The following is a 23,652-nucleotide window of genomic DNA, read 5'->3' as shown; positions in this document are numbered from 1 at the left end:
TTCTTTTGCCTGTCCGCGCTCACCCCCATCCGGTCTTTTCCATAGGATGACCGGAAGAGGTGATATTATGGACGTTCTTTCCGCCCTGGGGGCGGGATTCGTGTTTGCCCTGGCCTGCAACCTGGATACGGTGGTGGCCGCGATGGGGCACGGGGCGCGGGGAAATCGTCTGGGCCCCCGGGCGGCGCTGGTGCTGGCATCGCTGACCACCGCCATCACGTTCCTCTCTCTGGCCATGGGCGCTCTGGGAGCCGCCCTGCTCCCTGCCGGGCTGGCCGGGCGGCTGGGCGGCCTGGCTCTCACCGGGCTGGGCCTTTGGTATCTGCTGGACACCCTCCGGGGAAAAAACAACGGCGAACCCCCAGCGGAAAAAAGCGGCTGGGTAGCCCTCTCGGCCGCCCTGGCGGTGAACAACGCCGGAGTCGGGGTGGCCGCGGGCGTCACGGGGCTCTCTCCCCTGCTGGCCTCCGCCTGCAATTTCGCGGTGACCCTGGCCGCGTTGGCCCTGGGGCGGCGGCTGGGAGAGCGGCTGGCGGGCTGGAGCCGGCTGGCCCTCCCCCTCTCCGGGCTCCTTCTGGTGGCCCTGGGCCTTTGGCAGCTTGCCTGACGAAGGAAAACGGGGTATAATACCACATACCGTAATGATATGAGGAGTCGAAATGATGTACCAACGACAAGTTCTTCCCAACGGCGTCCGCCTGCTCACTGAGCATGTCCCCGGCGTCCGCTCCGCCGCCCTGGGGATCTGGGTGGGCGTGGGCTCCCGCCGGGAGGCCCCCGGATTCAGCGGCGCGGCCCATTTTATCGAGCACATGTCCTTCAAGGGGACCGCCCGGCGCTCCGCGGTACGGCTGGCCGAGGAGATGGACGCCATCGGCGGCCAGCTCAACGCCTACACCACCAAGGAAGACACCGTCTACTACGCCTGGGTGCTGGACACCCACCTTGCCCAGGCCGCCGACATCCTCTGCGACATGCTCTTCTGCTCCAAATTCGACGAGGGCGACGTGACCACCGAGCGGGGCGTCATTTTGGAGGAGATGGGGATGTACGCCGACAACCCTGAGGATCTGTGCGCCGAACGGCTGGCCGCGGCGGTCTTTCAGGGCTCGGCCCTGGCCCGGCCCATTTTGGGCCGAAAGGCCACGCTGGAGCAGATGACGGGGGAAAAGCTGAAAGCCTGGCAGAGGGCGCACTATGTCCCCTCCCAGCTGGTGGTGACGCTGGCGGGGAGCTTTACCGACCGGGACGCGGAGGATCTGGCCGCCCGCTTCTCCGACCTGACGGGCGCACCCCTGCCTCCGGAGCGGAGCGCAGTCTATCTTCCGGCCTTCACCACCCGGAAAAAGGCCACCGAGCAAAACCACCTCACCCTGGCCTTCCCCGGCCTGCCCCTGGGAGATCCCCGGCGTTTCACTCTGCAGCTCCTCTCCTCCATCCTGGGCGGCGGCATGTCCTCCCGGCTGTGGCAGAAGGTGCGGGAGGAGAGCGGACTTTGCTACTCGGTCTACTCCTACGGCGCGGGCCACGCCGACACCGGACTCTTCGCCGTCTACGCCGCCATGGGCGCGGACACCGAGGCCGCCGCTCTCCAGACCATCGCCCGGGAGACCCGGCGCTTTGTGGCCAACGGCGTGACGCAGGAAGAGCTGACCCGGGCCCGGGAGCAGTCCAAGGCCAATGTCCTCATGGGATTGGAGTCCACTCAGTCCCGGATGAGCGCCCTGGGCCGGGGGGAACTGCTCACCGGCTCGGTGCTCTCCGCCGAGGAGGTCATCGCCGCCTACGACGCCGTGACGGCGGAGGACATCCAGGCGCTGGCGGCCGAGCTGCTGGACTTTGAGCGGGTCTCTCTGTCCGCAGTGGGCCGGGTGGCCCCGGCAGAGCGCTATCGGGAACTTTTGAGCTGAGTCTCTGCAAAAAACGGAGGTCCCTCTTCCCAACGGAAGAGGGACCTCCAATTTTGGATCGGGTTTCCTTTTACTTGGTGGTGATGCTCAGCACGCCGTCTGTCTCGGCCAGGACGGCGCCGGTCAGCGCGTTCAGTCCGGCGGCAGTGACGTAGTAGTTGCCGTCCACCGCGTCGCCCACAATGACCTGGGCGGCCGTGCAGGAGGCGGCAGCGCCGTCCACCGTGGCGGTGAGCTCGGCGACGGTGTTCCGGGTGGCCCCGGTGACCAGATTCATGGGCGCATCGGTGTACGCGGCCCCGGTGGTGATGACCACACCGTCATCCCAGGTCACATTGAACTGGGCCTGGGTGCCGGTTAGGGCGGCGGCCAGGTCGCGCAGACGATAGTAGGTCACACCGTCAATGACGGTGAAATCCACAGAGCAGGGGGTTCCGTCCACGGTGATGTTGTCGGCCTTGGCCAGAACGGCCTTGACGGTTTCATCGTTGAGGTTGATGCTCTTGGATTTGGGGCTGGCCAGCCGGCCGTTGTTCACCAGCTTCACCAGGGTGGCCCGGTCAGGATTGCTCAGCTGCAGATCCACGCCGGTGATCTTCCAGTTGTTGTCCACCTCGGGGGCCACGGGGGAATGCTCGGCGAAGTAGGCCACGATCATGTCGCGGATGGAGCCGGAGGACTCCCAGTCCTTCTTGCCGGAGACCAGGTTCTTCGCCTTCAGGGCGGAGGAGTAGCGGTAGTTATTCACCGCCAGCGTGAGAATCTGGTCATCGGTGAGGGCCTTGCCCTTGAACATGACGTTCTCAATGCGCTCGCCCTTGGGTTTGGAGAGGTTGATCTCATAGTCCACACCGGCAAACATGTCGTAGAGGTAGTCTGGGTACTCAGGATCCAGGCTGATGTTGATGTCCCCCTCCACCCACTGGTTGTAGCACTCGGCGGACCACTCCATGTAGGCCTTGAGCTCCTTGCCGGTGACGGTGACCCGGTAGAGGGTGTTGTCAAACTTGTAGATGTCGAAGATGTTGCCGTAGTTGATGCTGCCCGCGGGCAGGTCGCTGGTGTCCTTGAAAAGGGCGGCGGCGGAGACGTCGGCGCCGGAGGCCTCCAGCTGGATCTTGTTGATGAGATCCATGACGGCAGTGTCCTGGATCTTGCCCTGGGGCAGACCGGCGAACTCATTCTCCGGCTGGAACTTGGCGGTGGTGGTGCCCAGCGCCTTCCCCTGCTCGCCGTCGGTGCCGGTGCCGCCCTTGATGAAGTCGATGGTCTTCTGCTGGGCCTCCTTCACCAGGGGGATGTCCCGGATCTCCTGGCTGGGGGCGGTGTCCTTCATGTCCACGATCTCCACCTTGGAGTCGACGACCTTGTTGTCCTTGTCCAGGGTCAGGTCGAAGCGGGCGATGTCCCGGCCGGAATTGCGCACACCGCCGATGACCACGCCGCCCTGCTTTTCGTTGACCACCACGTGGTTGTGGGCCACCTGGAGCACGTCGATCTCGGGGTTGTCGTCCAGGATCTTCTGGGCGGAGTCGGAGCCGTTGTCCTCGTCGAACTCGGCGTACAGGCCCATGTGGGCGGAGACCACGATGAGGTCGGCCTGATTGCCGATCTCGGCGATGGCGCTCTTCACGGCCGTGTTGGCTGCCTCAAAGGTGCAGCTTTCGATGCCGTCCTTACCGCCGTCCCAGATGGGCACGTCGGGGGTGACCACGCCGATGACGGCCACCTTCACGCCGCCCTTGTCCACGATGGTCCAGCCCGCCCCGGTGACGTACTTGCCGTCGGTGCCCTTCACGTTGGCCGCCAGAACGGGGAACTCAGCCTGCCCGGTGATCTTCTGCATGGTCTCGATGCCCCAGTTGAACTCGTGGTTGCCCAGGGTCATGGCGTCATAGCCCATGTAGTTCATGGCGGCGATGACGGGGTGGGCCTCGTCGGGAGTCTTGTTGTAGAGGTCGTCGGTCATGATGGTGCCCTGGATGTCATCACCGGCGTCAATCAGGATGGCGTTCGGGTTCTCGGCCCGGACCTGCTGGATATAGGTGTAAAGACGGGACATGCCGTTGTTGGCGGATTCCTTGTTATCCTCATAGGAATAACCCCAGATATTCCCGTGCATATCTGAAGTACCCAGGATGGTCACATGCTTCTCTCCTTCGGCAGCGAAGGCGGCCGGGATGGTTCCGGCCAGCATGGTCGCGGCCAGCGCGCCGGCCAGCAGCTTGCGGAGACGGATGTTCATACGGATGTTCGCTCCTTTCATTTTCCCCTTTCCTTGCGGGTCTTTGCATTTAGTGTACTCCTTTTTCCATAAAAAAGCAATTCCAAGCATCGTAAATTTTAGGAAAAGTGTTTGCGCAAAGCGGCCGTATTCTGTCACTTTCGGCTGTATGGAGTCTCCTCCAGAGGCAGCGAGGTGCGGAACTTTCCGTCCCGGTTGTAATAGGCGTTCTGCACGGCGGGAGCGGTCGGGATAGAGCAGATCTCCCCGATGCCCTTGGCCCCGCAGGCGAGCTCCTCCCGGCTCTTTTCCACGATGACCGAGACCACGTCGGGCGTCTGGTCGGCCCGGAAAAGCCCAAGCGAGGCATACATCCCCTTGGGGGCCCCGTCCACCATAGGCAGCTTTTCCGTGAGGGCGTAGCCCAGGCTCATCACCACGCCGCCCTCGATCTGTCCTTCCACATTGACCGGGTTGACCGCCTTCCCCACATCGTGGGCGGCGATGACCCGGCTGACCCGGCCGTCTTCCCCCAGCTCCACCAGATGGGTGGCATAGCCGTAGGCGATGTGGCTGACGGGATTCTCCCGCTCAGAGCCCAGCTTGTCGGTGATGCCGGTGTACTCCTGGTGAAAATCCACCCCTTCCACCGCATCCAGCGTGCGGCCCTCCAGCGCCCACCTGAGCTCGGTGGCCGCCCTGCGGGCGGCCTCGCCGGTGAACAGGGTCTGGCGGGAGGCCGTGGTATTGCCCGAGTTGGGGGCAACTGAGGTGTCCGGCGCGTCCCAGACCACCTGATCGGGGGTGAGTCCGGCCGTCTGGCAGACGATCTGGCAGAGGATGGTGCCCAGCCCCTGGCCGATGCAGGCCGCAGAGGTCCGGATGTGGACGATCCCTCCCTCGATGTGCAGCGTCACCCGCCCGGTGTCGGGGATGCCCACCCCAAGTCCGGCGTTTTTCATGGCGCAGGCGATACCCGCCTTGGGATTGGCCTCATAATAGGGCCGCACGGCGTCCAGCGTCTCCACCAGGGCGGTGTCCGCCCCGGCGATCTGTCCGTTGGGCAGCACCTGCCCCGGGCGGATGGCGTTGCGGTAGCGGATCTCAAAGGCGGAGATCCCCACCTTTTCCGCCAGCAGATCCAGGTTGCACTCGGCGGCAAAGCAGCTCTGGGTGACGCCGAAGCCCCGGAAGGCCCCGCAGGGCGGGTTGTTGGTGTAATAGGCCTTGCCGTCGATATCGATGTCCTGGAAGTTGTAGGGCCCGGCGGCGTGGGTGCAGGCCCGCTGGAGCACCGGCCCGCCCAGGGAGGCGAAAGCTCCGGAATCCGAGACCAGCGTGGCCCGGAAGGCGGTGAGATAGCCGTTTTCGTCACAGCCGGTGGTGACCTCCATGGAGAAGGGGTGGCGCTTGGGGTGGCAGAGCATGGACTCGGCCCGGGACATGGCCACCTTGACCGGAGCCTGGGTCAGCAGCGCCAGAATGGCGGCGTGGTGCTGGACCGACATGTCCTCCTTGCCGCCGAAGCCGCCGCCCACGCACTTGGCCACCACCCGCACCAGCGCCTGGTCCAGGCCGGTGGCGTCGGCGCACTCCCGGCGGGTCTGATAGATGCCCTGGTCGGAGGACCAGATCACCACGCCGCTCCCCTCGGGGGCGGCCACGGCGCACTCGGGCTCCAGGAAGGCGTGCTCGGTGACCGGGGTCTCATACCGGGTGGTCACCACATATTTGCTGGCGGCCAGCTTGGCCGCCGCATCTCCCCGGACCAGGTGCTCGTGGGAGAGGAGATTTCCCCCCTCCTGGAGCTGGGGCGCGCCGGGGGCGGCCGCCTCCTCCGCCGAGAGAACGGGCTTTAGCACGTCGTACTCCACCTTCACCATCGTCTTGGCCTGGGCCAGGATCTCCGGCGTCTCCGCGGCGATGAGGACGATGGGATCTCCCCGAAAGTGGACCTCTCCCCCCACCGGCACCAGCACCCACTGATCCCGTTTGAGGTGGCCCACCTTTATCTGTCCGGGAAGGTCGGCGGCGGTGACCACCCGGACCACCCCGGGCAGAGCCGCAGCTTCGGAGACGTCAACGGACTTCACGACCGCTCTGGGATAGGCCGAGCGCACCGCGCCGCCATGGAGCATCCCGGGCAGACGGATATCGTCGGTATACTCCGCCGTGCCGATGGTCTTGGCGGGGGCGTCCACCCGGGGGAGATTCTCCCCCACAGCGCCGGTAAACGTCTCCTGGGGCACAGGGGCGTTCTCCCGGAAGAGCTTTCCCGCCAGAAGCACCGCGTCCACGATCTTCCGATAGCCGGTGCACCGGCAGATGTTATTGCGGATGGCCGTCTTGACCGCCTGCCGGTCCGGGTCCGGATCGACATCCAGCAGCGCTTTGGCGCTCATGACCATGCCCGGCGTGCAGAAACCGCACTGCACGGCCCCGCAGTGGGTAAAGGCGTAGGCGTACACCTCCTTCTCCCGCTGGGTGAGCCCCTCGCAGGTGACCACCTGCTTCCCCTCCATCCGGGAGGTTTTCTGCACACAGGACTTTGCCGCTTTTCCGTCGATGATCACCGTGCAGGTGCCGCAGCCGCCCTCGGAGCAGCCGTTCTTCACAGAGGTCAGCCCCAGATCCTCCCGGAGAAAGGTCATCAGTTTGACATCCTTCTCGGTGGATATCTGTGCGCCATTCACAGTAAAAGTGTACATATGCGCCTCTCCTTTATCACGCTTGATTTGTAAGTTCAGTCTATCACGAAAATTTTCCGATGACAACGGCAATCGCACCGTCAAATTTCACAAAATTCTAAAAAAATTTTAGGTACTAGAAAAATTTTTTAGAAAAAATCTTGACTTGCGCCGCAAGGATGATTATGATAAGGGCATAATCAAACAGAAACGATTTTGGGAGGGGTTTCATGGAAACGATCAAATGGGCGGCAAACCGGCTGCCGAAGAGCGAGGACAAGGATCTGGCGGTGATGTCTCTGGAGAACGTGGCCAAGGCCCGGGCCTTCCACCGCAGCTTCCCCCAGTACTCGGTCACTCCGCTGGCGGAGCTGAGCGGGATGGCGCGGGAGCTGGGCCTGGCGGGGCTGTACGTCAAGGACGAGAGCTACCGCTTCGGCCTCAACGCCTTCAAGGTCCTGGGCGGCTCCTTCGCCATGGCCCGCTACATCGCCCAGAAAACGGGCAAGGACGTGTCCGAGATGAGCTATGACTACCTCACCAGCGACAAGCTGAAGGAGGAGTTCGGTCAGGCCACCTTCTTCACCGCCACCGACGGCAACCACGGCCGGGGCGTGGCATGGGCGGCCAACAAGCTGGGTCAGAAGGCCGTGGTCCACATGCCCAAGGGCAGCGTCAAGACCCGCTTCGACAACATCGCCCGGGAGGGCGCCCAGGTGACCATCGAGGAGGTCAACTACGACGACTGCGTCCGCATGGCCGCCGCCGAGGCCGCCGCCACCCCCAACGGCGTGGTGGTCCAGGACACCGCCTGGGAGGGCTATGAGGAGATCCCCGCCTGGATCATGCAGGGCTACGGCACCATGGCCTCCGAGGCCGCCGATCAGCTCCGGGAGATCGGCGCGGGCCGGCCCACCCACGTGTTCGTGCAGGCGGGCGTGGGCTCCCTGGCGGGGGCCATCCAGGGCTTCTTCGTCAACCGCTACCCCGACTGCCCCCCCGCCGTGGTGGTGATGGAGGCCGGGGCCGCCGACTGCCTCTACCAGGGCGCGGTGGCCGGGGACGGCAAGCCCCGGTTCGTCACCGGCGATCTCCGGACCATCATGGCCGGGCTGGCCTGCGGTGAGCCCAACACCATCGGCTGGGACATCCTGAAGAACCACACCGCCGCCTTCCTCTCCTGCCCCGACTGGGTGGCCGCCAAGGGCATGCGGATGCTCTCCGCCCCCGTCAAGGGCGATCCCCGCGTCATCTCCGGCGAGTCGGGCGCCGTGGGCATGGGCGTCATCTCCACCGTGATGACCGACGACGCCTACGCCGATTTCCGCGCCGCCGTGGGCCTGGACGGCTCCAGCCGGGTGCTGCTGTTCTCCACCGAGGGAGACACCGACCCCGTCAACTACAAGAAAGTCGTCTGGGACGGCGGCTACCCCTGCTGCTGATCTTTCCCCTTCCCAAATAACAGAAATACAAATCAATTCTGGAGGTTGACAGTACTATGGATTTTGAAGCGATCAAGAAGGCAGCCGCCGGCTATCAGGCGGACATGACCGCGTTCCTGCGGGCCATGATCTCCCATCCCAGCGAGAGCTGCGAGGAGAAGGAAGTGGTGGCCTGCATCAAGGCCGAGATGGAGAAGCTGGGCTACGACAAGGTGGAAGTGGACGGCCTGGGCAACGTCATCGGCTGGATGGGCGAGGGCGACAAGATCATCGCCATCGACTCCCACATCGACACCGTGGGCATCGGCAACCTCAGCAACTGGACCCACGACCCCTACCAGGGCTACGAGGACGATGAGGTCATCTACGGCCGCGGCGGCTCCGACCAGGAGGGCGGCATGGCCTCCGCCACCTACGGCGTAAAGATCATGAAGGACCTGGGCCTCATCCCCGCCGGCTACAAGCTGATGGTGGTGGGCTCCGTGCAGGAAGAGGACTGCGACGGCATGTGCTGGCAGTACATCGTCAACAAGGGCCACCCCGAGCTGAAGGACAAGATCGAGTTCGTCATCTCCACCGAGCCCACCGACGGCGGCATCTACCGCGGCCACCGGGGCCGCATGGAGATCCGGGTGGACGTGAAGGGCGTCTCCTGCCACGGCTCCGCCCCCGAGCGCGGCGACAACGCCATCTACAAGATGGCCGACATCCTCCAGGACGTCCGCGCCCTCAACGAAAACCCCGCCGACGACTCTGTGGAGATCAAGGGCCTTGTGAAGATGCTCGATCCCAAATTCAACCCCGAGCACTACGAGGACGCCCGCTTCCTGGGCCGGGGCACCTGCACCACCAGCCAGATCTTCTACACCTCCCCCAGCCGCTGCGCCGTGGCCGACTCCTGCTCCATCTCCATCGACCGCCGCATGACCGCCGGCGAGACCTGGGATTCCTGCCTGGAGGAGATCCGCAGCCTGCCCAGCGTGAAGAAGTACGGCGGCGACGTGAAGGTGTCCATGTACATGTACGACCGCCCCTCCTGGACCGGCGAGGTCTATGAGACCGAGTCCTACTTCCCCACCTGGATCAACAAGGAGAACGCCGCCCACGTCCAGGCCCTGGTGGACGCCCACCACGCCCTGTTCGGCGAGGAGCGCATCGGGCCCGACGGCGCCATGCACCTGCGTCACCGCCCCCTCATCGACAAGTGGACCTTCTCCACCAACGGCGTGGCCATCCAGGGCCGCTACGGCATCCCCTGCGTCGGCTTCGGCCCCGGCGCCGAGAGCCAGGCCCACGCCCCCAACGAGATCACCTGGAAGCAGGATCTCGTCACCTGCGCCGCCCTCTACGCCGCCGTCCCCGGCCTCTACAAGGCCGAGAACAAGACGTCCGACGTCTCCCAGTTCCGCGCCGGGAAGACCGACAACGACATCAAATAATCTGCTTTTTCTTTCCGGAAAAAGCAGGCAAAAAGAACTTCCACAGTTTCCTCCTCTTCCGGGGGAAGAGGGCCAAACTCCCTGTACGACGCTGAACCGATCCACCCATCATTTATTATTTTTAAGGAGTGCTGACCATGGATAAGACTTTGCAGATGTACATCGACAAGCTCAACAAGCTCAACTTCAAGGAGATGTACGAGGGCGACTTCTTCCTCACCTGGGAAAAGACCGACGACGAGCTGGAGGCCGTCTTTACCGTCGCCGACGCCCTGCGCTACATGCGCGAGAACAACATCTCCACCAAGATCTTCGAGTCCGGCCTGGGCATCTCCCTCTTCCGCGACAACTCCACCCGCACCCGTTTCTCCTTCGCCTCCGCCTGCAACCTGCTGGGCCTGGAGGTCCAGGACCTGGACGAGGGCAAGAGCCAGATCGCCCACGGCGAGACCGTCCGTGAGACCGCCAACATGATCTCCTTCATGGCAGACGTCATCGGCATCCGGGACGACATGTACATCGGCAAGGGCAACGCCTACATGCACGAAGTGGTCAACTCCGTCACCCAGGGCCACAAGGACGGCGTCCTGGAGCAGAAGCCCACTCTGGTCAACCTCCAGTGCGACATCGACCACCCCACCCAGTGCATGGCCGATATGCTCCACATCATCCACACCTTCGGCGGCGTGGAGAACCTCAAGGGCAAGAAGGTCGCCATGTCCTGGGCCTACTCCCCCTCCTACGGCAAGCCCCTCTCCGTGCCCCAGGGCGTCATCGGCCTGATGACCCGCTTCGGCATGGACGTGGTCCTGGCCCATCCCGAGGGCTACGAGGTCATGCCCGAGGTGGAGGAGGTCGCCAGGGCCAACGCCGCCAAGACCGGCGGCAGCTTCACCAAGACCAACTCCATGGCCGAGGCCTTCCGGGACGCCGACATCGTCTATCCCAAGAGCTGGGCCCCCTTCGCCGCCATGGAGAAGCGCACCGACCTCTACGCCAAGGGCGACAGCGACGGCATCAAGGCTCTGGAGAAGGAGCTGCTGGCCCAGAACGCCCAGCACAAGGACTGGTGCTGCACCGAGGAGCTGATGAAGACCACCCGGGACGGCAAGGCCCTCTACCTGCACTGCCTGCCCGCCGACATCAACGGCGTCTCCTGCGTGGACGGCGAGGTGGAGGCCTCCGTGTTTGACCGCTACCGCGATCCGCTCTACAAAGAGGCTTCCTTCAAGCCCTACGTCATCGCCGCCATGATCTTCCTGGCCAAGTGCCGGGATCCCCAGGCCGTGCTCAAGGCTCTGGAAGAGCGCGGCGTGAAGCGCCAGTTCTCCAAATAAGAGTTCCCCCCTCACCTCTGGCCCGTCTCGGATACGACATACTGTGTGCGGGGCGGGCCGTCTTTTCTCAAGATACAGGATACAGGTTATACAGGAGGTATTGTTTGAATATGGGTAAACGAATCGTGATCGCTCTGGGCGGCAACGCCCTGGGCAGCAACCTGCCCGAGCAGATGGTGGCCGTGAAGCAGACCTCCAGGGCCATCGCCGATCTCATCCAGGCGGGCAACCAGGTGGTCATCGCCCACGGCAACGGCCCCCAGGTGGGCATGATCCAGAAGGCCATGGCCGAGCTCACCCGCACCGATCCGGAGAAGTACATCCCCTGCCCCCTCTCCGTCTGCGTGGCCATGAGCCAGGGCTACATCGGCTACGACCTGCAGAACGGCCTGCGGGAGGAGCTGCTGGACCGGGGCATCCAAAAGGGGGTCTCCACCGTGCTCACCCAGGTGGAGGTGGACCCCGCCGACCCCGCCTTCCAGCATCCCACCAAGCCCATCGGCGCCTTCATGAGCAAGGAAGAGGCCGACAGGCTGGTGGCCGAGCGCGGCTATGACGTCATCGAGGACGCCGGCCGGGGCTACCGCCGGGTAGTCGCCTCCCCCAAGCCCGTCTCCATCGTGGAGATCGAGTCCATCCGGGACATGGTGGACGCCGGGCTGGTGGTGGTTGCCTGCGGCGGCGGCGGCATCCCCGTGTTCCAGACCGAGGGGCATCACCTCAAGGGCGCGGCCGCCGTCATCGACAAGGACTTCGCCTCCTGCACCCTGGCCCAGCAGCTGGACGCCGACATGCTCATCATCCTCACCGCGGTGGAGAAGGTCGCTGTGAACTTCGGCAAGCCCGACCAGAAGTGGCTGGACGCCCTCACCCCGGAGCAGGCCCGGGCCTATATGGACGAGGGGCAGTTCGCCCCCGGCTCCATGCTCCCCAAGGTCCAGGCCGCCGTGGCCTTCGCCGAGAGCAAGCCCGGCCGCTCCGCCCTCATCACTCTGCTGGAGAAGGCCAAGGACGGCATCGAAGGCAAGACCGGCACCGTCATCCGCCGGTAAAACAGCAGACCCCCCGGCCGCATTTGCGGCCGGGGGGTCTTTGTGAGAAAGGGTGGGACAGGTCCCGCCGCTGACTGCCGCTTATCCCAGCAACGCCGCCAGCTCGGAGGGGCTCGGCACGTCGCCGACAGTCTTTCCGTAATGGGCGTAAGTAATGGTCAGCGCCTGATCCACCACGAACACGGCGGGGAGCTGGAGCTCATCCCCCTCGTAGTCTCCGTGCTGAAATCCGTTGGCCTTTGCCTTGGCAATCTTCCCCATAGTCTTCAGATCGACCATCTTCTCCTTGGAGGGGGCGGGCAGAATCTCAAATTGCCGGTAGAGCTTCTGCTCCGGGTCACAGATGATGGAGAAGGGCAGGTCCCCCTCCTTCATCTGCCCGGCCAGCTTGGCGGGATCGGACTGGAGCACCACCAGCATCTGTCCGCCGGCACCGGCGATCTTATCGTGCTGGAGGGCGAACTCATGGATATCATACTGGCAGAGCGTACAGCCGTAGTAGCGCAGAAAAACCAGAGCGGTCTTTCCCGCTGTCTTTTTCACCGTCTCAGAGAGCACGCATCCAGCGGAAAATGGGGTATCATAGGTAAAATCGGGCATCTTTTCGCCCTGATTCAGCTTTGCCATTCCAAAGGACTCCTTTCGATCCGGGTTTGTCCGGTCATTTTCAAATATTATGGTATTTTAAATATTTGAATTCTGTCAACTATTTCCTGCTGCCGCGGCAAAGGAAAAATCAAGCGTTGAACACATATTTGTCCAGCCGCTCAAAAGCCTCCTGGACACGGCTGAGGGGCAGGGCCAGATTCATACGAATGTGGCAGGGCCCGTGGAACGGACGCCCATCCTGCCAGATGACGCCCACGGCTACGCCGGCTTTCTGGAGCTCGTCAATGGTCTTGCCGTGCTTTTCACACCACTTGGTACAGTCAAGGAAGAGCATATAGGTGCCCTCTGGTTTGGACACCTCTACTCCCTCAAAATGTTTGGCAATATAGTCACAGGCAAAATTTACATTTCCGGTAATGGTCTCCCGCAATTCATCCACCCATTCATAGCCCTCAGGTTTGTAAGCTCCGATCAGCGCATGGATAGACAGCACATTTAAAGAGTCATAATGAGACAGGGAAGACTCTTTCTCCATTCTGTCCTGGAGCCACTTATTGTAGACGATACGATAGCTGCCCACCAGTCCGGCCAGGTTAAAGGTCTTGGAAGGCGCGTAGATCGCTACTGTGCGGTTGCGGGCATCTTCAGACACAGACTGGGTGGGGATATGCTTGTGTCCGGAGAGAATAATGTCAGACCAGATCTCATCGGAAACCACAAATACATCGTGCTTCTTATAGATCTCCATCGCTTTCTCAATTTCCCAGCGTTCCCATACACGGCCACAGGGATTGTGGGGGGAGCAGAACACCGTAGCATGGATCTTGTTTTCCACAATCTTCTTTTCCATGTCCTCAAAATCCATGCGCCAAACGCCATCCGCGTCTTTCACCAGCGGCGAATGAACAATGCGATAGCCGTTGTTGGTAATGCAGTTGGTAAAGCCGATGTAGGTGGGAGAGTGCAGCAGCACGTTATCGCCCTTGGAGCAATAGATGTTCAAGGCGCTGACTACACCGCCCAAAACACCGTTTTCGTAGCCAATGCACTCTTTCGTCAGGCCGGTCACCCCGTTGCGGATCTCATGCCACTTGATGATGGAGTTAAAGTACTCGTCTGTAGGACGGAAATAGCCATAAGCGGGGTGCTTGGCCCGCTCAATGATGGCCTCCGGGATTGTAGGTACTGTAGGGAAATTCATATCGGCCACCCACATGGGAATTTTGTCAAAACCCTCCCGAACTGCGGCACCCGGAATGGGGATGTTCTCCACAGCAATGGCATCCTTCCCCTGCCGATTCATGATAGACGTAAAATCGTATTTCATATTTTTCTTTCCTTTCTTTCGCTATGTTTGCTATGATTGTTTAATACGTTCATAGTTAAGCTGATTATATCATTATATGCTTTCATATGATACCCCTTTTAATCACAACCCGAAGGCTGAGAGTAAAAAATAATAGCCGAATGAGAGAATTGCGAATGTAACAATCATAGGCATGGTCTTAACGGCCATGGCTCCCAGTGACACGTGAAAATCTTCCGCGCAGAGCGTCAGGCAGATGTGGACCGGGGAAATCTGCATGGCGGCATAGTTCATACACATCAGTAGAATAAAGAGGGACAGCGCTGGGCCACCATTGAGGGAGGCCATAGCCATCGGCATGCACAATACAATGATCCCCTGGCTTCCCGCCACAATTGCCCCGAAAAAGAAGATCAGGGCAAAGACCAGAAAGGTGGGGATGGGAAGATGGGAGAAAAACTCCGGAAACTTGCTGATTACGCCAGTGGCGGCCAGCACTTCCTTAAAAATCATGACCAGCCAGGTGCTCAGCATCAGCTTGCCTTCAAAGGCCGTCCGGAAAAAGGGAATCAATTCCCCAAAGGAAAATTTGTTGACAAATACATTGATAATGATGCAGACCAACACTGCCACTTCCACCGGCAACTTAAAAACCAGGATGAGTGCAATGGCCAGTCCAATAGCCCAAATGCTTTTTGCCAGAAGTTTCCAGTAATAGCTTTTGGGCTGGTCGGGAACCATACCGGTATCCTTGGGAATCCGGCGCAGATATACTACATAACCAGCAATAAAGAGAGCCACAACCATGGGAAGCATAGCCAGCACAAAGCTGCTGACGCTTACCGCGCCATTGGTCAGACCTACGGCTATGAAAATAGTGGTATAGGTAGGCAGAAAGCTCTCTGAAATATGTCGAAAATAAGAAGTGACTGCCGCCTTCTCCGGCGTGGTGAGCTCATCTCCAACGCTCTCCCGGACAATGGGCCCGCAGATTAGCACAGTGCTGGCCGCCGGTAGGCAACCCAGCAGGAATGGTGCTACCGAAACATTGACCCGGCGATTGTTGAACAGGCCGTTCAGCGCCACTTGGGAGTTGCTTAGATTTTTGCGTTTTTCCATCATACGCTGCAGAAACGTGATGGCGTAGAACACCAAAAGAGCCTCAATGGTAGTCCAGCTGGTGGCTCCCTTTACAACCGCAGTCCACGTCACGTTTGCCGGCAGCCGATACAACAGGATCGCACCAATGGTGGCCACCGCCATTGCCACCGACAGCGGTTTTTTTAGCCACATGACGATGATGATAATGGCGAATACCGCCAGAAGTTTTGCAATATCCACAGGAAATATCCTCCTTTGGGAGTTGCCGGATCGCCTGGTCCGCCCTCTCCAATCGGTCAAATCAGGTTCGCACATAAGTCTCGGACAGGCGGCGGAGAGCCGGACCCTGTCCGGCCCTCCGCTGACACAAATGTCCGTATTATTTCAACTTGCTTTGGGATGTTTTTGGCAAATTTAAGCCTTCTCGTAGCTAATTTCCATGTGCGCATGCTTGCTGCGAACGGCACCAAACACCAGCGCCACCGCAATGACGACAAAGTTGACGATCTGCAGGGTCCGGGTTAAGCGGGTAAAATTGAGATAGACATTAAACGCGCAAGCCAGTGTTCCAATGGCAGAGACCGCTTTCAGCATGCCATTGCTGACTTTAAATTTAGACGTTGCCCACTCTTCAGGGCAGACCCGTGGCAGTTTCCAGGTAAAGGCGCAAATCATCATGACGGTCACATTGGAGGCCACTAGGCACATATTGCCCAGCGCAGAGACGCTCAGTCCAGTTGCAATGCAGATAAAGGCAATCACATAAAGGACCCCCAAAATGATCACAGGGGTATTGTGCTTGTTCAGCTTCGCCAAGCCCGCAGGTAGCCATCCATCGTCGCAGGCCTGCATGGTGGGCTTAGGTGCCCATGCCATCTGGGAGTTCAACGTGGAAACCAGTGCGAAGCCTGCACCGCAAACCATGAAGAACACATACAGAGGCTTGGAGAGAATTGTCTTAGCTACCAGAGACAGGTTCTGGCCCGCCACCTGATCCAGCGGCAGGACTCCGCCAGCCACAACGCCAATCACGGCGTACAATGCCGCCACGACCAGGGTAGAAATAATGATGGTCAGAGGAATATCGCGGGTGGGGTTCTTGGCTTCAGCGGAGAGATCAATAACACAGGTCGCGCCGCCGGTGGCAAAGGTCAGCAGTCCGCCGGCCTGGAGCAGGCCTAACAGCCCGTCTGTCATAAATGTAGACTCCTCATAGTAATTGGGAGCCAGCTTCGTCACTCCGATAGCCGCAAACATGCCCAGCGCCACAATTAGACAACCCACGATAATGTTCTGGGCCTTAGCAAATTTGTCAATTCCCATACAGTTCAAAATCATAAACAGTGTCAGCAAAACCAGGGCAACTACCTTTTCGTCGCCAACACCAAACAGGGACACAAAGTAGCTTGCAAAAGATAAGGCATACATAGAGAGTGACAAATTGGAAAAAATGTAAATAATGCTATAAGCGCCTGCCAGTTTCTCCCCGCCCAGCATTGCCACCATGGTATATCGGCCTCCGCGGAGTCGCACGGTCCCAGAGATAAACAGCATGGGTAAGAATTGACAAATTGTGATGATTGCCGCAATGCCGAGGGCAATGGGGATAGAACGGCCTGTCATGGCCAACGCTGCTCCCAGCAGGGTCATAATACCCGCGCCAATAATCTGGCCAACCGCCGCCCCCATTAAATCCCAAAAGCCCAACACCTGTTTAAGTTGCTTGGTGGATCCTCCATTCATTGCCATGTCGGATTTCCTCCTTTAATTTTTCCCTAGTTTCCTATCATAAAAGCGGGCCCGCTTTTATTTCTCCCTCACCTGTTTCTTTTCCATAGCCGCGTCATTCAAGCGCTTTAATATTAAAGTATATTAATCATTAAGTGTATTCATAATACCATATTTCAGGTAATCGTCAAGTCTATTTTTGTGCTTTTTCAACGGTTCTGCACTTCCTACAAATCTTCTTTCCCCTCTTTGTAAAAAATACACAGAAATTTGGCCTAAAACAGAAAAAGGCCGGACAGCAAAAGCTGTCCGGCCCATTTGCCGTTGGGGATCCGTTTGCGGCACCGCGGTCAGTCCTTCTCCCCCTGCTGCATGAACTTCTCCCGGCTCCTTCGCACGTCTCCCCGGTATGCCTCGTTGACTCTTTCCTGCACCCGGATGTGGTGCTCCAGCTCCTCGTCCGTAAAATTCTTCAGCAGCAGGAAGGTCTCCTTCTGGCACTCCCGGTTAAACTTCTGGTGATCTTCATAGACCCGCATTCCGCCTTCTGTGAGCTTCAGGTTGTACTGCCGGTTGTTGTTCCGGTTCCGGGTCTGCTCCACCCACCCCTTTTCCTTCAGCTTGCGCACGATCTGCGAACAGGCGCTGGCCGTCTTTTTCAGAATGTTTCCCAGGTCGGTAATGGTGATGCCCGGGTAGACCGCGATGAGGTCAATAATATGACCCTCCGCCTGATACAGAATGTTGTCTCCGTAGTGGTGGGGCAGGGAATCATACTCGCACATCAGGTCATATGCCTCGTCCTGTGCTTCCCAGAGCCGCCGAAGCAGCTTTTCTCGCTTCTCTCCCATTGCCGGACCCTCCTTTTTCTTTCTTCTTATTATAGCAGGTTCATGATCCCTCGCAAGCGGAAGTTCCCAAAATTTCTTTACCCTGGACCGTTTGCGTGGTAAACTGGGAAAAGAAATTCTTCCCACTTCAGAAAGGAGGCCCTTATGACTCGTAAATTTTTGCTTTCTCTGGCCCTGTGCCTTCTGCTTTCCGGATGCTCCACCGTGGCGGAACACACTTCCTCCGCTCCCGTCTCCCCCATTCCTTCGGCCGAACCCACGCCCCCTGCCGCCACCGCCCGCACCGCGCCCGAGTGGGGAGAGCAGGTCTACATGACCGCCTATGTGGCCGAGGGCCGGGAGGCCCCCGTCTTTTCCCCCGAATATCGCTTGCCCGAGATCAAGAATGCCGCGGGCGACCCCGCCTACGAGGCGATCAACACCTTTTATGCCGGGGCCCTGTCCGACCTGGCCGCTTCGGCCGCCGAGGTGTCCGGCTGGGCGGTGGACGACTACAAGACCGCCCAGGCCGCCGGGTATCCCTTCTATGAATATGTGGACACCGAATCCTACGAGCTGACGCTGGAGACCGCCGCCCGGGTCAGCTTCCTGCGCAGCCATTACAGCAACTCCGGCGGCCCGTCCCCCGTCCTCTACCCCATCGGGGACACCTTTGACCTGACCACCGGTGCCCGCCTCTCCTTCGCCGACCTTTTCTCCTGCCCGGCAGAAGAGGCCCGGAGCGCCGTGCTGGAGCGGGTCCTGTCCCTCAATGAGCTGGGCGCCTACGCCGGAACGGTGCTGGATGCCGATCTGCTCCGAAACGCCTATGATCCCGAGCACTTCTATCTCACCGAGGACAGCCTGGTGTGCTACTTTCCGGAGGGTGACCTTCCACACGCGGCGGGGTCCCCCACGTTTGCCATTCCCTATCCAGAATTAAAGGAGATCATGCGCCCATGGGAGTAACCAAAAAAACGCCCCCCGCAAACCCCGTCCCGCTCACCATTGACGGCTACGGTGCCTCCGGCGAGGGGGTTGCCCGCCTGCCCGACGGGATGGCCTGCTTCGTCACCGGCGCTCTGCGGGGGGAGTCCTGCGCGGTCCGCCTGGACAAGGTGGGCAGATCCGCCGCCTGGGGCCATGCCGAACGGATCCTCACCCCCTCCCCCGCCCGGCTTGCGTCCGACTGCCCCTGGGACTCCCACTGCGGCGGCTGCGCCCTCCGGCACATGACCTATGCCGAGGAGCTGGCTTTCAAGCGGCAGAAGGTTGATGACTGCCTCCGTCGCATCGGCGGCTGTGAGGTTCCCGTCTCAGAGATCTATGGAGCAAAGGAGACCGCGCGTTACCGAAATAAGGTCCAGTTCCCCGTCTCCCAAACCGCCATCGGCTTCTACGCCTCCGGCACACACTCGGTCACCGACGTCTCCGACTGCCTGCTCCAGCCCGAGAGCGCCGCCCGCATCCGGCAGGCGGTCAAGGACTTTATGGCGGCCAACAGCATCCCCGCCTATGACGAGCGGACCGGGACCGGCCTGCTCCGCCACCTCTATGTCCGCACCAATCGCGCCGGGGAGAGCCTGTGCTGTCTGCTGGTCAACGGAAAAGCCCTCCCCCGGGAGGCCGAGCTGGCGGCGGCGCTCCGCGCCGCGGAACCCGGTCTGCGGGGGATCGTGCTGGGGGTAAACGAGAAGCGGGGCAACGTCATCCTGGGAGACTCCTACCGCACCCTCTGGGGGGACGACTTCCTTATGGACACCCTCTGCGGCCTCTCCTTCCGGCTGTCAGTGCCCTCCTTTTATCAGGTGAATGCCGACCAGGCCGAGGTCCTTTACGGCCTGGCCCTGGACTACGCCGCCCTCGCAGGGACGGAGACCGTGCTGGACCTCTACTGCGGCATCGGCACCATCACGCTCTGTCTGGCCCGCCGGGCGGGGCGTGTGCTCGGAGCGGAGGTGGTGCCCCAGGCCATCGATGACGCCCGGGAGAACGCCCGGCGCAACGGCATTGAAAACGCAGAATTTTTCTGCGGAGACGCCGCCGATCTGGCCGCCCGCTTCGCCGCCGAAGGCACCCGCCCCGACGTGGTGACGGTGGACCCGCCCCGAAAGGGCCTGGCCCCCCAGGTGGTGGAATCCATCGCCGAGATGGCCCCCCGGCGGGTGGTCTACGTCTCCTGCGACCCCGCCACCCTGGCCCGGGACGTCAAGCGCTTTGCACAGCTGGGATATCTCGTCCAAAAGGCCGCCGCCGTGGATCTTTTCCCCAGAACGGCCCATGTGGAGACGGTGGCCCTTTTGTCCAAACGCAATCCCAAGCAGCCCATCGACGCATAGTTGAATCTGGACGAACTGGATTTGATCGTAGCTGAGCACAAAGCCACCTATGGCAAGATCAAAGCGCATATGCTGAAAAAGCATGGTTTGACGGTGTTCAGACGGTATATCTCCCGAGTCAAACGGAAGTGCGGGCTGGATGTAGGGCAGAACTATAATCTGTCAAAGAAGAAAAATGCCAAAGTGCCGCCGTGTTCCTCGAAAAAGGGAGCTGCGATTGATTTGCTAAAATAATAACGCTATCAAAAGACGCCACTTTTAGGCGGCGGCTTTTGATAGGTAATTTTCTTCAAGATATAGAGATATCATAGATACAATGTGTCCAGCTAAATCCCATATTGTCGTCCAATTAAGTTTCATATAATCTCTAAAATCTCCCCCAATATATCGAATTTTACAAAAGGCAATGATTACGGCAGATTCTTATATGTAGAATCTTGACAAAAGGCAAAATGCCATGTATACTGTATAAAACAATTTGCACGAAGCAAATTGGGGAGGCTGAAGTCTCCTGGTTTCCGGCACATCTGATTAGCTGCTGAAATGTATGCTATAAGGCATATGACTTCTCTGAAGGGAAGCCATATGCCTTTTTATTGTTTTTTACAATATTGTAGATGGATACGATGAGAAAGGATTTGAAATTATCATGAAAAAGTTTCTGCCACTGCTGCTGGCACTGACAATGGTATTTAGCCTTGTGGCCTGCGGCAACTCCAACAGCACCAAAAACGATCAGAGCGGCGCAGATCAAAGCAACACCCCGACTCAGACCCCGGATGCCGGCAATGCTGAGCAGTCGGAGACCCGTATCATCACCGATATGCTGGGGCGTGAAGTCGAGATTCCTGCCAAGATCAATACAATCATCTGTAATGGCAGCAATGCCCTGCGTATGGTTTCTTACCTGCAGGCTACCGGCATGATAGTAGGTGTGGAGGAAACCGACAAGGGTTATGAGACATCGACCAAGCGGGATTATGCTCATGCCTATTATGATATCTTCAAGGATATGCATGTTATCGGCAAGGGCGGTGGCACTGCCTACACCGCTTATCCTGAAGAGATTTTAAAGGTTCATCCCGACGTGATCCTGACCTGTTTCGTACAGGAGGCTGCCGAACAGCTGCAGAACGAGACTGGTGTTCCCGTGGTCAGCATTCGTTGCCCAAGCGCCAACTTTATTGACGAAAACTGGTATGCAGCATTGCGCCTGACCGCTGAGCTGACCGGCACTGAGGAGCGTTGTGAGGAACTTCTGAGCTACATCGACGAATGCAAGGCTGACCTGAAGGAGCGGTCCTCTACCGTTGCGGATGAGGACAAGCCCACGGTTTATACCGGCGCTGTTACTTTCTCTGGCGGTCACGGTTTTGCCGGCACCTATGCCAATTTCGGCCCCTTCCTGGCCATTGACGCCAAGAACGTTGCTGATGAGACTGGCGAAAAAGCCGCTTTCGAAGTCGATCTGGAGAGGGTCCTCGTCTGGGATCCCGATGTTATTTTCCTCGATCCTGGAAACATGAATTTGGTCAATGATGAGTACAAATCCAACCCTGATTTTTTCCATTCCCTGAGTGCTGTTCAGAACGGTGAAGTATACACCATGCCCTCTTTCAATAATTACTCCACCAATATCACCTACTGCATCATGAATGCCTACCACGCTGGCAAGGTGCTGTATCCAGATCAATTTGCAGATATTGATCTGGAGGCTAAGAGCACCGAGATCATGAATGAGTTCCTGGGCACGTCTTTCTTTGATGACATGGAAGCAGATGGTCTGTACTACGGAAAACTGACACTAGGTGAGTAAATATATGCAGAAAACCCAAACCGCACTGAAGAATTCATATCGGCGCTATATCCGGCGCAAATGGCTGGTGTTGTTTGTCCTGGTAGCTATTCTTTGCACCTGTGTTGTAGTCTCTATCTCTGTCGGATCATCAGGCCTGACGATTTCTGAGATTGTGACCGCATTGCTGGGGAAAGGAACCGCGCAGACCAGTGCGATCATCTGGAACATACGTATGCCCCGAATTGTTACCGGCATCATGGTGGGTATCGCATTGGCCTTGGCCGGCTGTATCATGCAGAATGTGCTGCGCAATCCGCTGGCCTCCGCCTCTACCCTTGGCGTTTCCCAAGGTGCCTCCTTTGGTGCAGCATTTGCCATCGTCTGTCTAGATGCCGGTGCTCAAGTTAATGCCAGCACTTCCGCAGCGGCTGCCGTTTCCATCACCAACCCTTATCTGGTAACATTGTGCGCTTTTATTGGCGGCTTTCTGACAACGGTGATAATCCTTGGTCTGTCGAGAATTGCCAGAGTTTCTCCGGCTACCATGGTCCTGGCCGGCGTGGCTCTCAGTTCCCTGTTCAGCGGCGGTACCACTATTGTACAGTACTTTGCTGATGATGTGAAGGTAGCCTCCGTCGTCTATTGGACCTTCGGTGACTTGGGCCGCGCAAACTGGCAGGAAATTGCTTCGATTTTTGCTGTTACAGTCATTGCTCTGCTGTACTTCCTCGCCAACCGCTGGAATTTCAATGCAATGGAAAGCGGCGCTGACACCGCCAAGAGTTTGGGTGTTGCCGTCGATCGGCTTATTTTGATCAGCATGACCTTGTGTTCCCTGATGGCTGCAGTTTCCACTGCCTTTGTGGGCTGTATCAGCTTCATTGGTTTGATTTCTCCTCATATGGTGCGGAAATTCGTGGGAAATGATTACCGTTTTCTGATTCCTGCCTCGGCATTGATGGGAGCAATCGTCCTGGTCCTTTCAGAGTTGGTCTCCCGTATGATCGTTGCACCAAGCATTCTGCCCATCGGTGCCCTTACATCCTTCCTGGGTGCCCCCATGTTCCTCTACATGATTTTCAAAAGGGAGGGCATCAAATGGTCGAAGTAAAAGACATTACTTTTTCCTACGGAAAGCATTCCATCTTAAAAGGCATTTCTTTTTCAGCAGAACCCGGTGACTGTGTCGGAATCCTCGGTAACAACGGCGTGGGGAAATCCACTCTTATCACTTGTATGAACAGCATCCGAAAGCCTGACGACGGGTCGGTTTTGATCAATGGTAAAAGCATTTTTGAAATGAGCCGTCTGGAGTTGGCCAGAAACGTTGCCTATGTGGCGCAAAAAAACGAGTTGAGCCAAACAACGGTTTATGACGCTATTCTGCTGGGCCGAAAGCCCTATATGACATGGAGCATGAACTGCGCTGACTATGCTCTTTGTGATGAAATGATGGAACGCATTGGCATGACAGATTTCAAACTTCGCAACATCAATGAACTCAGCGGGGGCGAAGTGCAAAAGGTCATGCTGGCCCGCGCCTTTGTACAGCAGCCTAAGCTGCTGCTTCTGGACGAGCCCACCAGCAATCTGGATCCTAGAAACCAGTACGAGATGATGAAGCTGGTCCGTCAGATGGCGCTGGAACAGGGTATCTCCGTGCTGGTGGTCATCCATGACCTGAATTTGGCTCTGCGCTACTGCAACCGTTTCCTTTTTATAAAAGATGGTAGTGTGTACGATTACGGCGATGGGTCTGTTGTAACGGAAAAGGCGCTTCGGGATGTCTATGGGATTAATGCTTCCTTGGTCATCCATGATAATAAAAAATTTGCAATTATCAAATAAAA

Annotated in this window: 19 protein-coding genes; 12 read left to right on the top strand and 7 right to left on the bottom strand. The window is 58.9% G+C overall.

Features of this window, described 5'->3' with window-relative positions; all coding sequences use genetic code 11:
• The first annotated feature begins 67 nt into the window (after positions 1-67).
• The gene (locus ACQRD3_RS04580) at positions 68-607 is read left to right on the top strand and encodes a hypothetical protein (protein WP_080906449.1); all 540 of its coding nucleotides are present in this window, start codon (positions 68-70) and stop codon (positions 605-607) included.
• Between the two features lie 55 nt (positions 608-662).
• Entirely contained in the window at positions 663-1,910 is a 1,248-nt protein-coding gene (locus ACQRD3_RS04575; protein ID WP_080906498.1) for a M16 family metallopeptidase, read from the top strand.
• Positions 1,911-1,980: 70 nt separating this feature from the next.
• Here the strand turns inward: ACQRD3_RS04575 and ACQRD3_RS04570 are convergent, their stop codons facing one another.
• Positions 1,981-4,155, bottom strand: coding sequence for a bifunctional metallophosphatase/5'-nucleotidase (locus tag ACQRD3_RS04570; protein WP_427780111.1), 2,175 nt, complete (start codon positions 4,153-4,155; stop codon positions 1,981-1,983).
• Positions 4,156-4,289: 134 nt separating this feature from the next.
• A complete protein-coding gene (gene xdh, locus ACQRD3_RS04565) occupies positions 4,290-6,842 on the bottom strand; it encodes a selenium-dependent xanthine dehydrogenase (protein ID WP_427780109.1) in 2,553 nt (850 codons plus the stop codon).
• Between the two features lie 209 nt (positions 6,843-7,051).
• Here xdh and dpaL point away from each other — a divergent pair, with 209 nt between their 5' ends.
• From dpaL to arcC, 4 genes are all read left to right on the top strand, one after another.
• Complete coding sequence (gene dpaL / locus ACQRD3_RS04560; protein WP_427780107.1) at positions 7,052-8,263, top strand: diaminopropionate ammonia-lyase; 1,212 nt, start codon at positions 7,052-7,054, stop codon at positions 8,261-8,263.
• Between the two features lie 56 nt (positions 8,264-8,319).
• The gene (locus ACQRD3_RS04555; protein ID WP_080906354.1) at positions 8,320-9,702 is read left to right on the top strand and encodes a YgeY family selenium metabolism-linked hydrolase; all 1,383 of its coding nucleotides are present in this window, start codon (positions 8,320-8,322) and stop codon (positions 9,700-9,702) included.
• Between the two features lie 137 nt (positions 9,703-9,839).
• On the top strand, positions 9,840-11,039 hold the full coding sequence (gene ygeW, locus ACQRD3_RS04550; RefSeq protein WP_427780105.1) for a knotted carbamoyltransferase YgeW: 1,200 nt from the start codon (positions 9,840-9,842) through the stop codon (positions 11,037-11,039).
• Between the two features lie 110 nt (positions 11,040-11,149).
• Positions 11,150-12,091, top strand: a complete 942-nt coding sequence (gene arcC / locus ACQRD3_RS04545) for a carbamate kinase (protein WP_080906352.1) — start codon at positions 11,150-11,152, stop codon at positions 12,089-12,091.
• Between the two features lie 81 nt (positions 12,092-12,172).
• Here the strand turns inward: arcC and ACQRD3_RS04540 are convergent, their stop codons facing one another.
• The 5 genes from ACQRD3_RS04540 to ACQRD3_RS04520 all read right to left on the bottom strand — a co-directional run bounded on the left by ACQRD3_RS04540 (position 12,173) and on the right by ACQRD3_RS04520 (position 17,686).
• Entirely contained in the window at positions 12,173-12,718 is a 546-nt protein-coding gene (locus ACQRD3_RS04540) for a peroxiredoxin-like family protein (RefSeq protein WP_080906452.1), read from the bottom strand.
• Positions 12,719-12,827: 109 nt separating this feature from the next.
• The gene (locus ACQRD3_RS04535) at positions 12,828-14,027 is read right to left on the bottom strand and encodes an aminotransferase class I/II-fold pyridoxal phosphate-dependent enzyme (RefSeq protein WP_080906453.1); all 1,200 of its coding nucleotides are present in this window, start codon (positions 14,025-14,027) and stop codon (positions 12,828-12,830) included.
• 102 nt (positions 14,028-14,129) lie between these two features.
• The gene (locus tag ACQRD3_RS04530) at positions 14,130-15,347 is read right to left on the bottom strand and encodes a DUF401 family protein (RefSeq protein ID WP_080906454.1); all 1,218 of its coding nucleotides are present in this window, start codon (positions 15,345-15,347) and stop codon (positions 14,130-14,132) included.
• Between the two features lie 174 nt (positions 15,348-15,521).
• Entirely contained in the window at positions 15,522-16,856 is a 1,335-nt protein-coding gene (locus ACQRD3_RS04525; RefSeq protein WP_427780102.1) for an APC family permease, read from the bottom strand.
• Between the two features lie 329 nt (positions 16,857-17,185).
• Positions 17,186-17,686, bottom strand: coding sequence for a MarR family transcriptional regulator (locus ACQRD3_RS04520; RefSeq protein WP_080906456.1), 501 nt, complete (start codon positions 17,684-17,686; stop codon positions 17,186-17,188).
• A 144-nt stretch (positions 17,687-17,830) separates the two neighbouring features.
• Between ACQRD3_RS04520 and ACQRD3_RS04515 the strand changes: the two genes are divergently transcribed.
• The 6 genes from ACQRD3_RS04515 (at position 17,831) to ACQRD3_RS04490 (ending at position 23,650) form a co-directional block, all read left to right on the top strand.
• Positions 17,831-18,634: an RsiV family protein gene (locus ACQRD3_RS04515; protein ID WP_080906457.1), complete on the top strand. Its 804-nt coding sequence runs from the start codon at positions 17,831-17,833 to the stop codon at positions 18,632-18,634.
• Entirely contained in the window at positions 18,625-20,004 is a 1,380-nt protein-coding gene (gene rlmD / locus ACQRD3_RS04510) for a 23S rRNA (uracil(1939)-C(5))-methyltransferase RlmD (protein ID WP_427780099.1), read from the top strand. The genes ACQRD3_RS04515 and rlmD overlap by 10 nt, the downstream gene beginning before the upstream one ends.
• On the top strand, positions 20,005-20,238 hold the full coding sequence (locus ACQRD3_RS04505) for a hypothetical protein (RefSeq protein ID WP_198933189.1): 234 nt from the start codon (positions 20,005-20,007) through the stop codon (positions 20,236-20,238).
• A 415-nt stretch (positions 20,239-20,653) separates the two neighbouring features.
• On the top strand, positions 20,654-21,820 hold the full coding sequence (locus ACQRD3_RS04500) for an ABC transporter substrate-binding protein (protein WP_080906458.1): 1,167 nt from the start codon (positions 20,654-20,656) through the stop codon (positions 21,818-21,820).
• Positions 21,821-21,824: 4 nt separating this feature from the next.
• Positions 21,825-22,913: a FecCD family ABC transporter permease gene (locus tag ACQRD3_RS04495; RefSeq protein ID WP_427780143.1), complete on the top strand. Its 1,089-nt coding sequence runs from the start codon at positions 21,825-21,827 to the stop codon at positions 22,911-22,913.
• Entirely contained in the window at positions 22,901-23,650 is a 750-nt protein-coding gene (locus tag ACQRD3_RS04490) for an ABC transporter ATP-binding protein (RefSeq protein ID WP_080906460.1), read from the top strand. Before ACQRD3_RS04495 ends, ACQRD3_RS04490 begins: the two co-directional genes overlap by 13 nt.
• The last annotated feature ends 2 nt before the right edge of the window (positions 23,651-23,652 follow it).

Source organism: Candidatus Pseudoscillospira sp. SGI.172, assembly GCF_050313575.1.
Lineage (GTDB): Bacteria > Bacillota > Clostridia > Oscillospirales > Oscillospiraceae > Vermiculatibacterium.
The sequence above is the reverse complement of the archived record's forward strand: the minus strand, read 5'-3'. Positions and strand labels throughout refer to the sequence as shown.

Bases quoted from the DNA above. Each gene is read 5' to 3' on its own strand.
- ACQRD3_RS04580 (WP_080906449.1), top strand. From the start codon at position 68: ATGGACGTTCTTTCCGCCCTGGGGGCGGGATTCGTGTTTGCCCTGGCC.
- ACQRD3_RS04575 (WP_080906498.1), top strand. From the start codon at position 663: ATGTACCAACGACAAGTTCTTCCCAACGGCGTCCGCCTGCTCACTGAG.
- ACQRD3_RS04570 (WP_427780111.1), bottom strand. From the start codon at position 4,155: ATGAACATCCGTCTCCGCAAGCTGCTGGCCGGCGCGCTGGCCGCGACC.
- xdh (WP_427780109.1), bottom strand. From the start codon at position 6,842: ATGTACACTTTTACTGTGAATGGCGCACAGATATCCACCGAGAAGGAT.
- dpaL (WP_427780107.1), top strand. From the start codon at position 7,052: ATGGAAACGATCAAATGGGCGGCAAACCGGCTGCCGAAGAGCGAGGAC.
- ACQRD3_RS04555 (WP_080906354.1), top strand. From the start codon at position 8,320: ATGGATTTTGAAGCGATCAAGAAGGCAGCCGCCGGCTATCAGGCGGAC.
- ygeW (WP_427780105.1), top strand. From the start codon at position 9,840: ATGGATAAGACTTTGCAGATGTACATCGACAAGCTCAACAAGCTCAAC.
- arcC (WP_080906352.1), top strand. From the start codon at position 11,150: ATGGGTAAACGAATCGTGATCGCTCTGGGCGGCAACGCCCTGGGCAGC.
- ACQRD3_RS04540 (WP_080906452.1), bottom strand. From the start codon at position 12,718: ATGGCAAAGCTGAATCAGGGCGAAAAGATGCCCGATTTTACCTATGAT.
- ACQRD3_RS04535 (WP_080906453.1), bottom strand. From the start codon at position 14,027: ATGAAATACGATTTTACGTCTATCATGAATCGGCAGGGGAAGGATGCC.
- ACQRD3_RS04525 (WP_427780102.1), bottom strand. From the start codon at position 16,856: ATGGCAATGAATGGAGGATCCACCAAGCAACTTAAACAGGTGTTGGGC.
- ACQRD3_RS04520 (WP_080906456.1), bottom strand. From the start codon at position 17,686: ATGGGAGAGAAGCGAGAAAAGCTGCTTCGGCGGCTCTGGGAAGCACAG.
- ACQRD3_RS04515 (WP_080906457.1), top strand. From the start codon at position 17,831: ATGACTCGTAAATTTTTGCTTTCTCTGGCCCTGTGCCTTCTGCTTTCC.
- rlmD (WP_427780099.1), top strand. From the start codon at position 18,625: ATGGGAGTAACCAAAAAAACGCCCCCCGCAAACCCCGTCCCGCTCACC.
- ACQRD3_RS04500 (WP_080906458.1), top strand. From the start codon at position 20,654: ATGAAAAAGTTTCTGCCACTGCTGCTGGCACTGACAATGGTATTTAGC.
- ACQRD3_RS04495 (WP_427780143.1), top strand. From the start codon at position 21,825: ATGCAGAAAACCCAAACCGCACTGAAGAATTCATATCGGCGCTATATC.
- ACQRD3_RS04490 (WP_080906460.1), top strand. From the start codon at position 22,901: ATGGTCGAAGTAAAAGACATTACTTTTTCCTACGGAAAGCATTCCATC.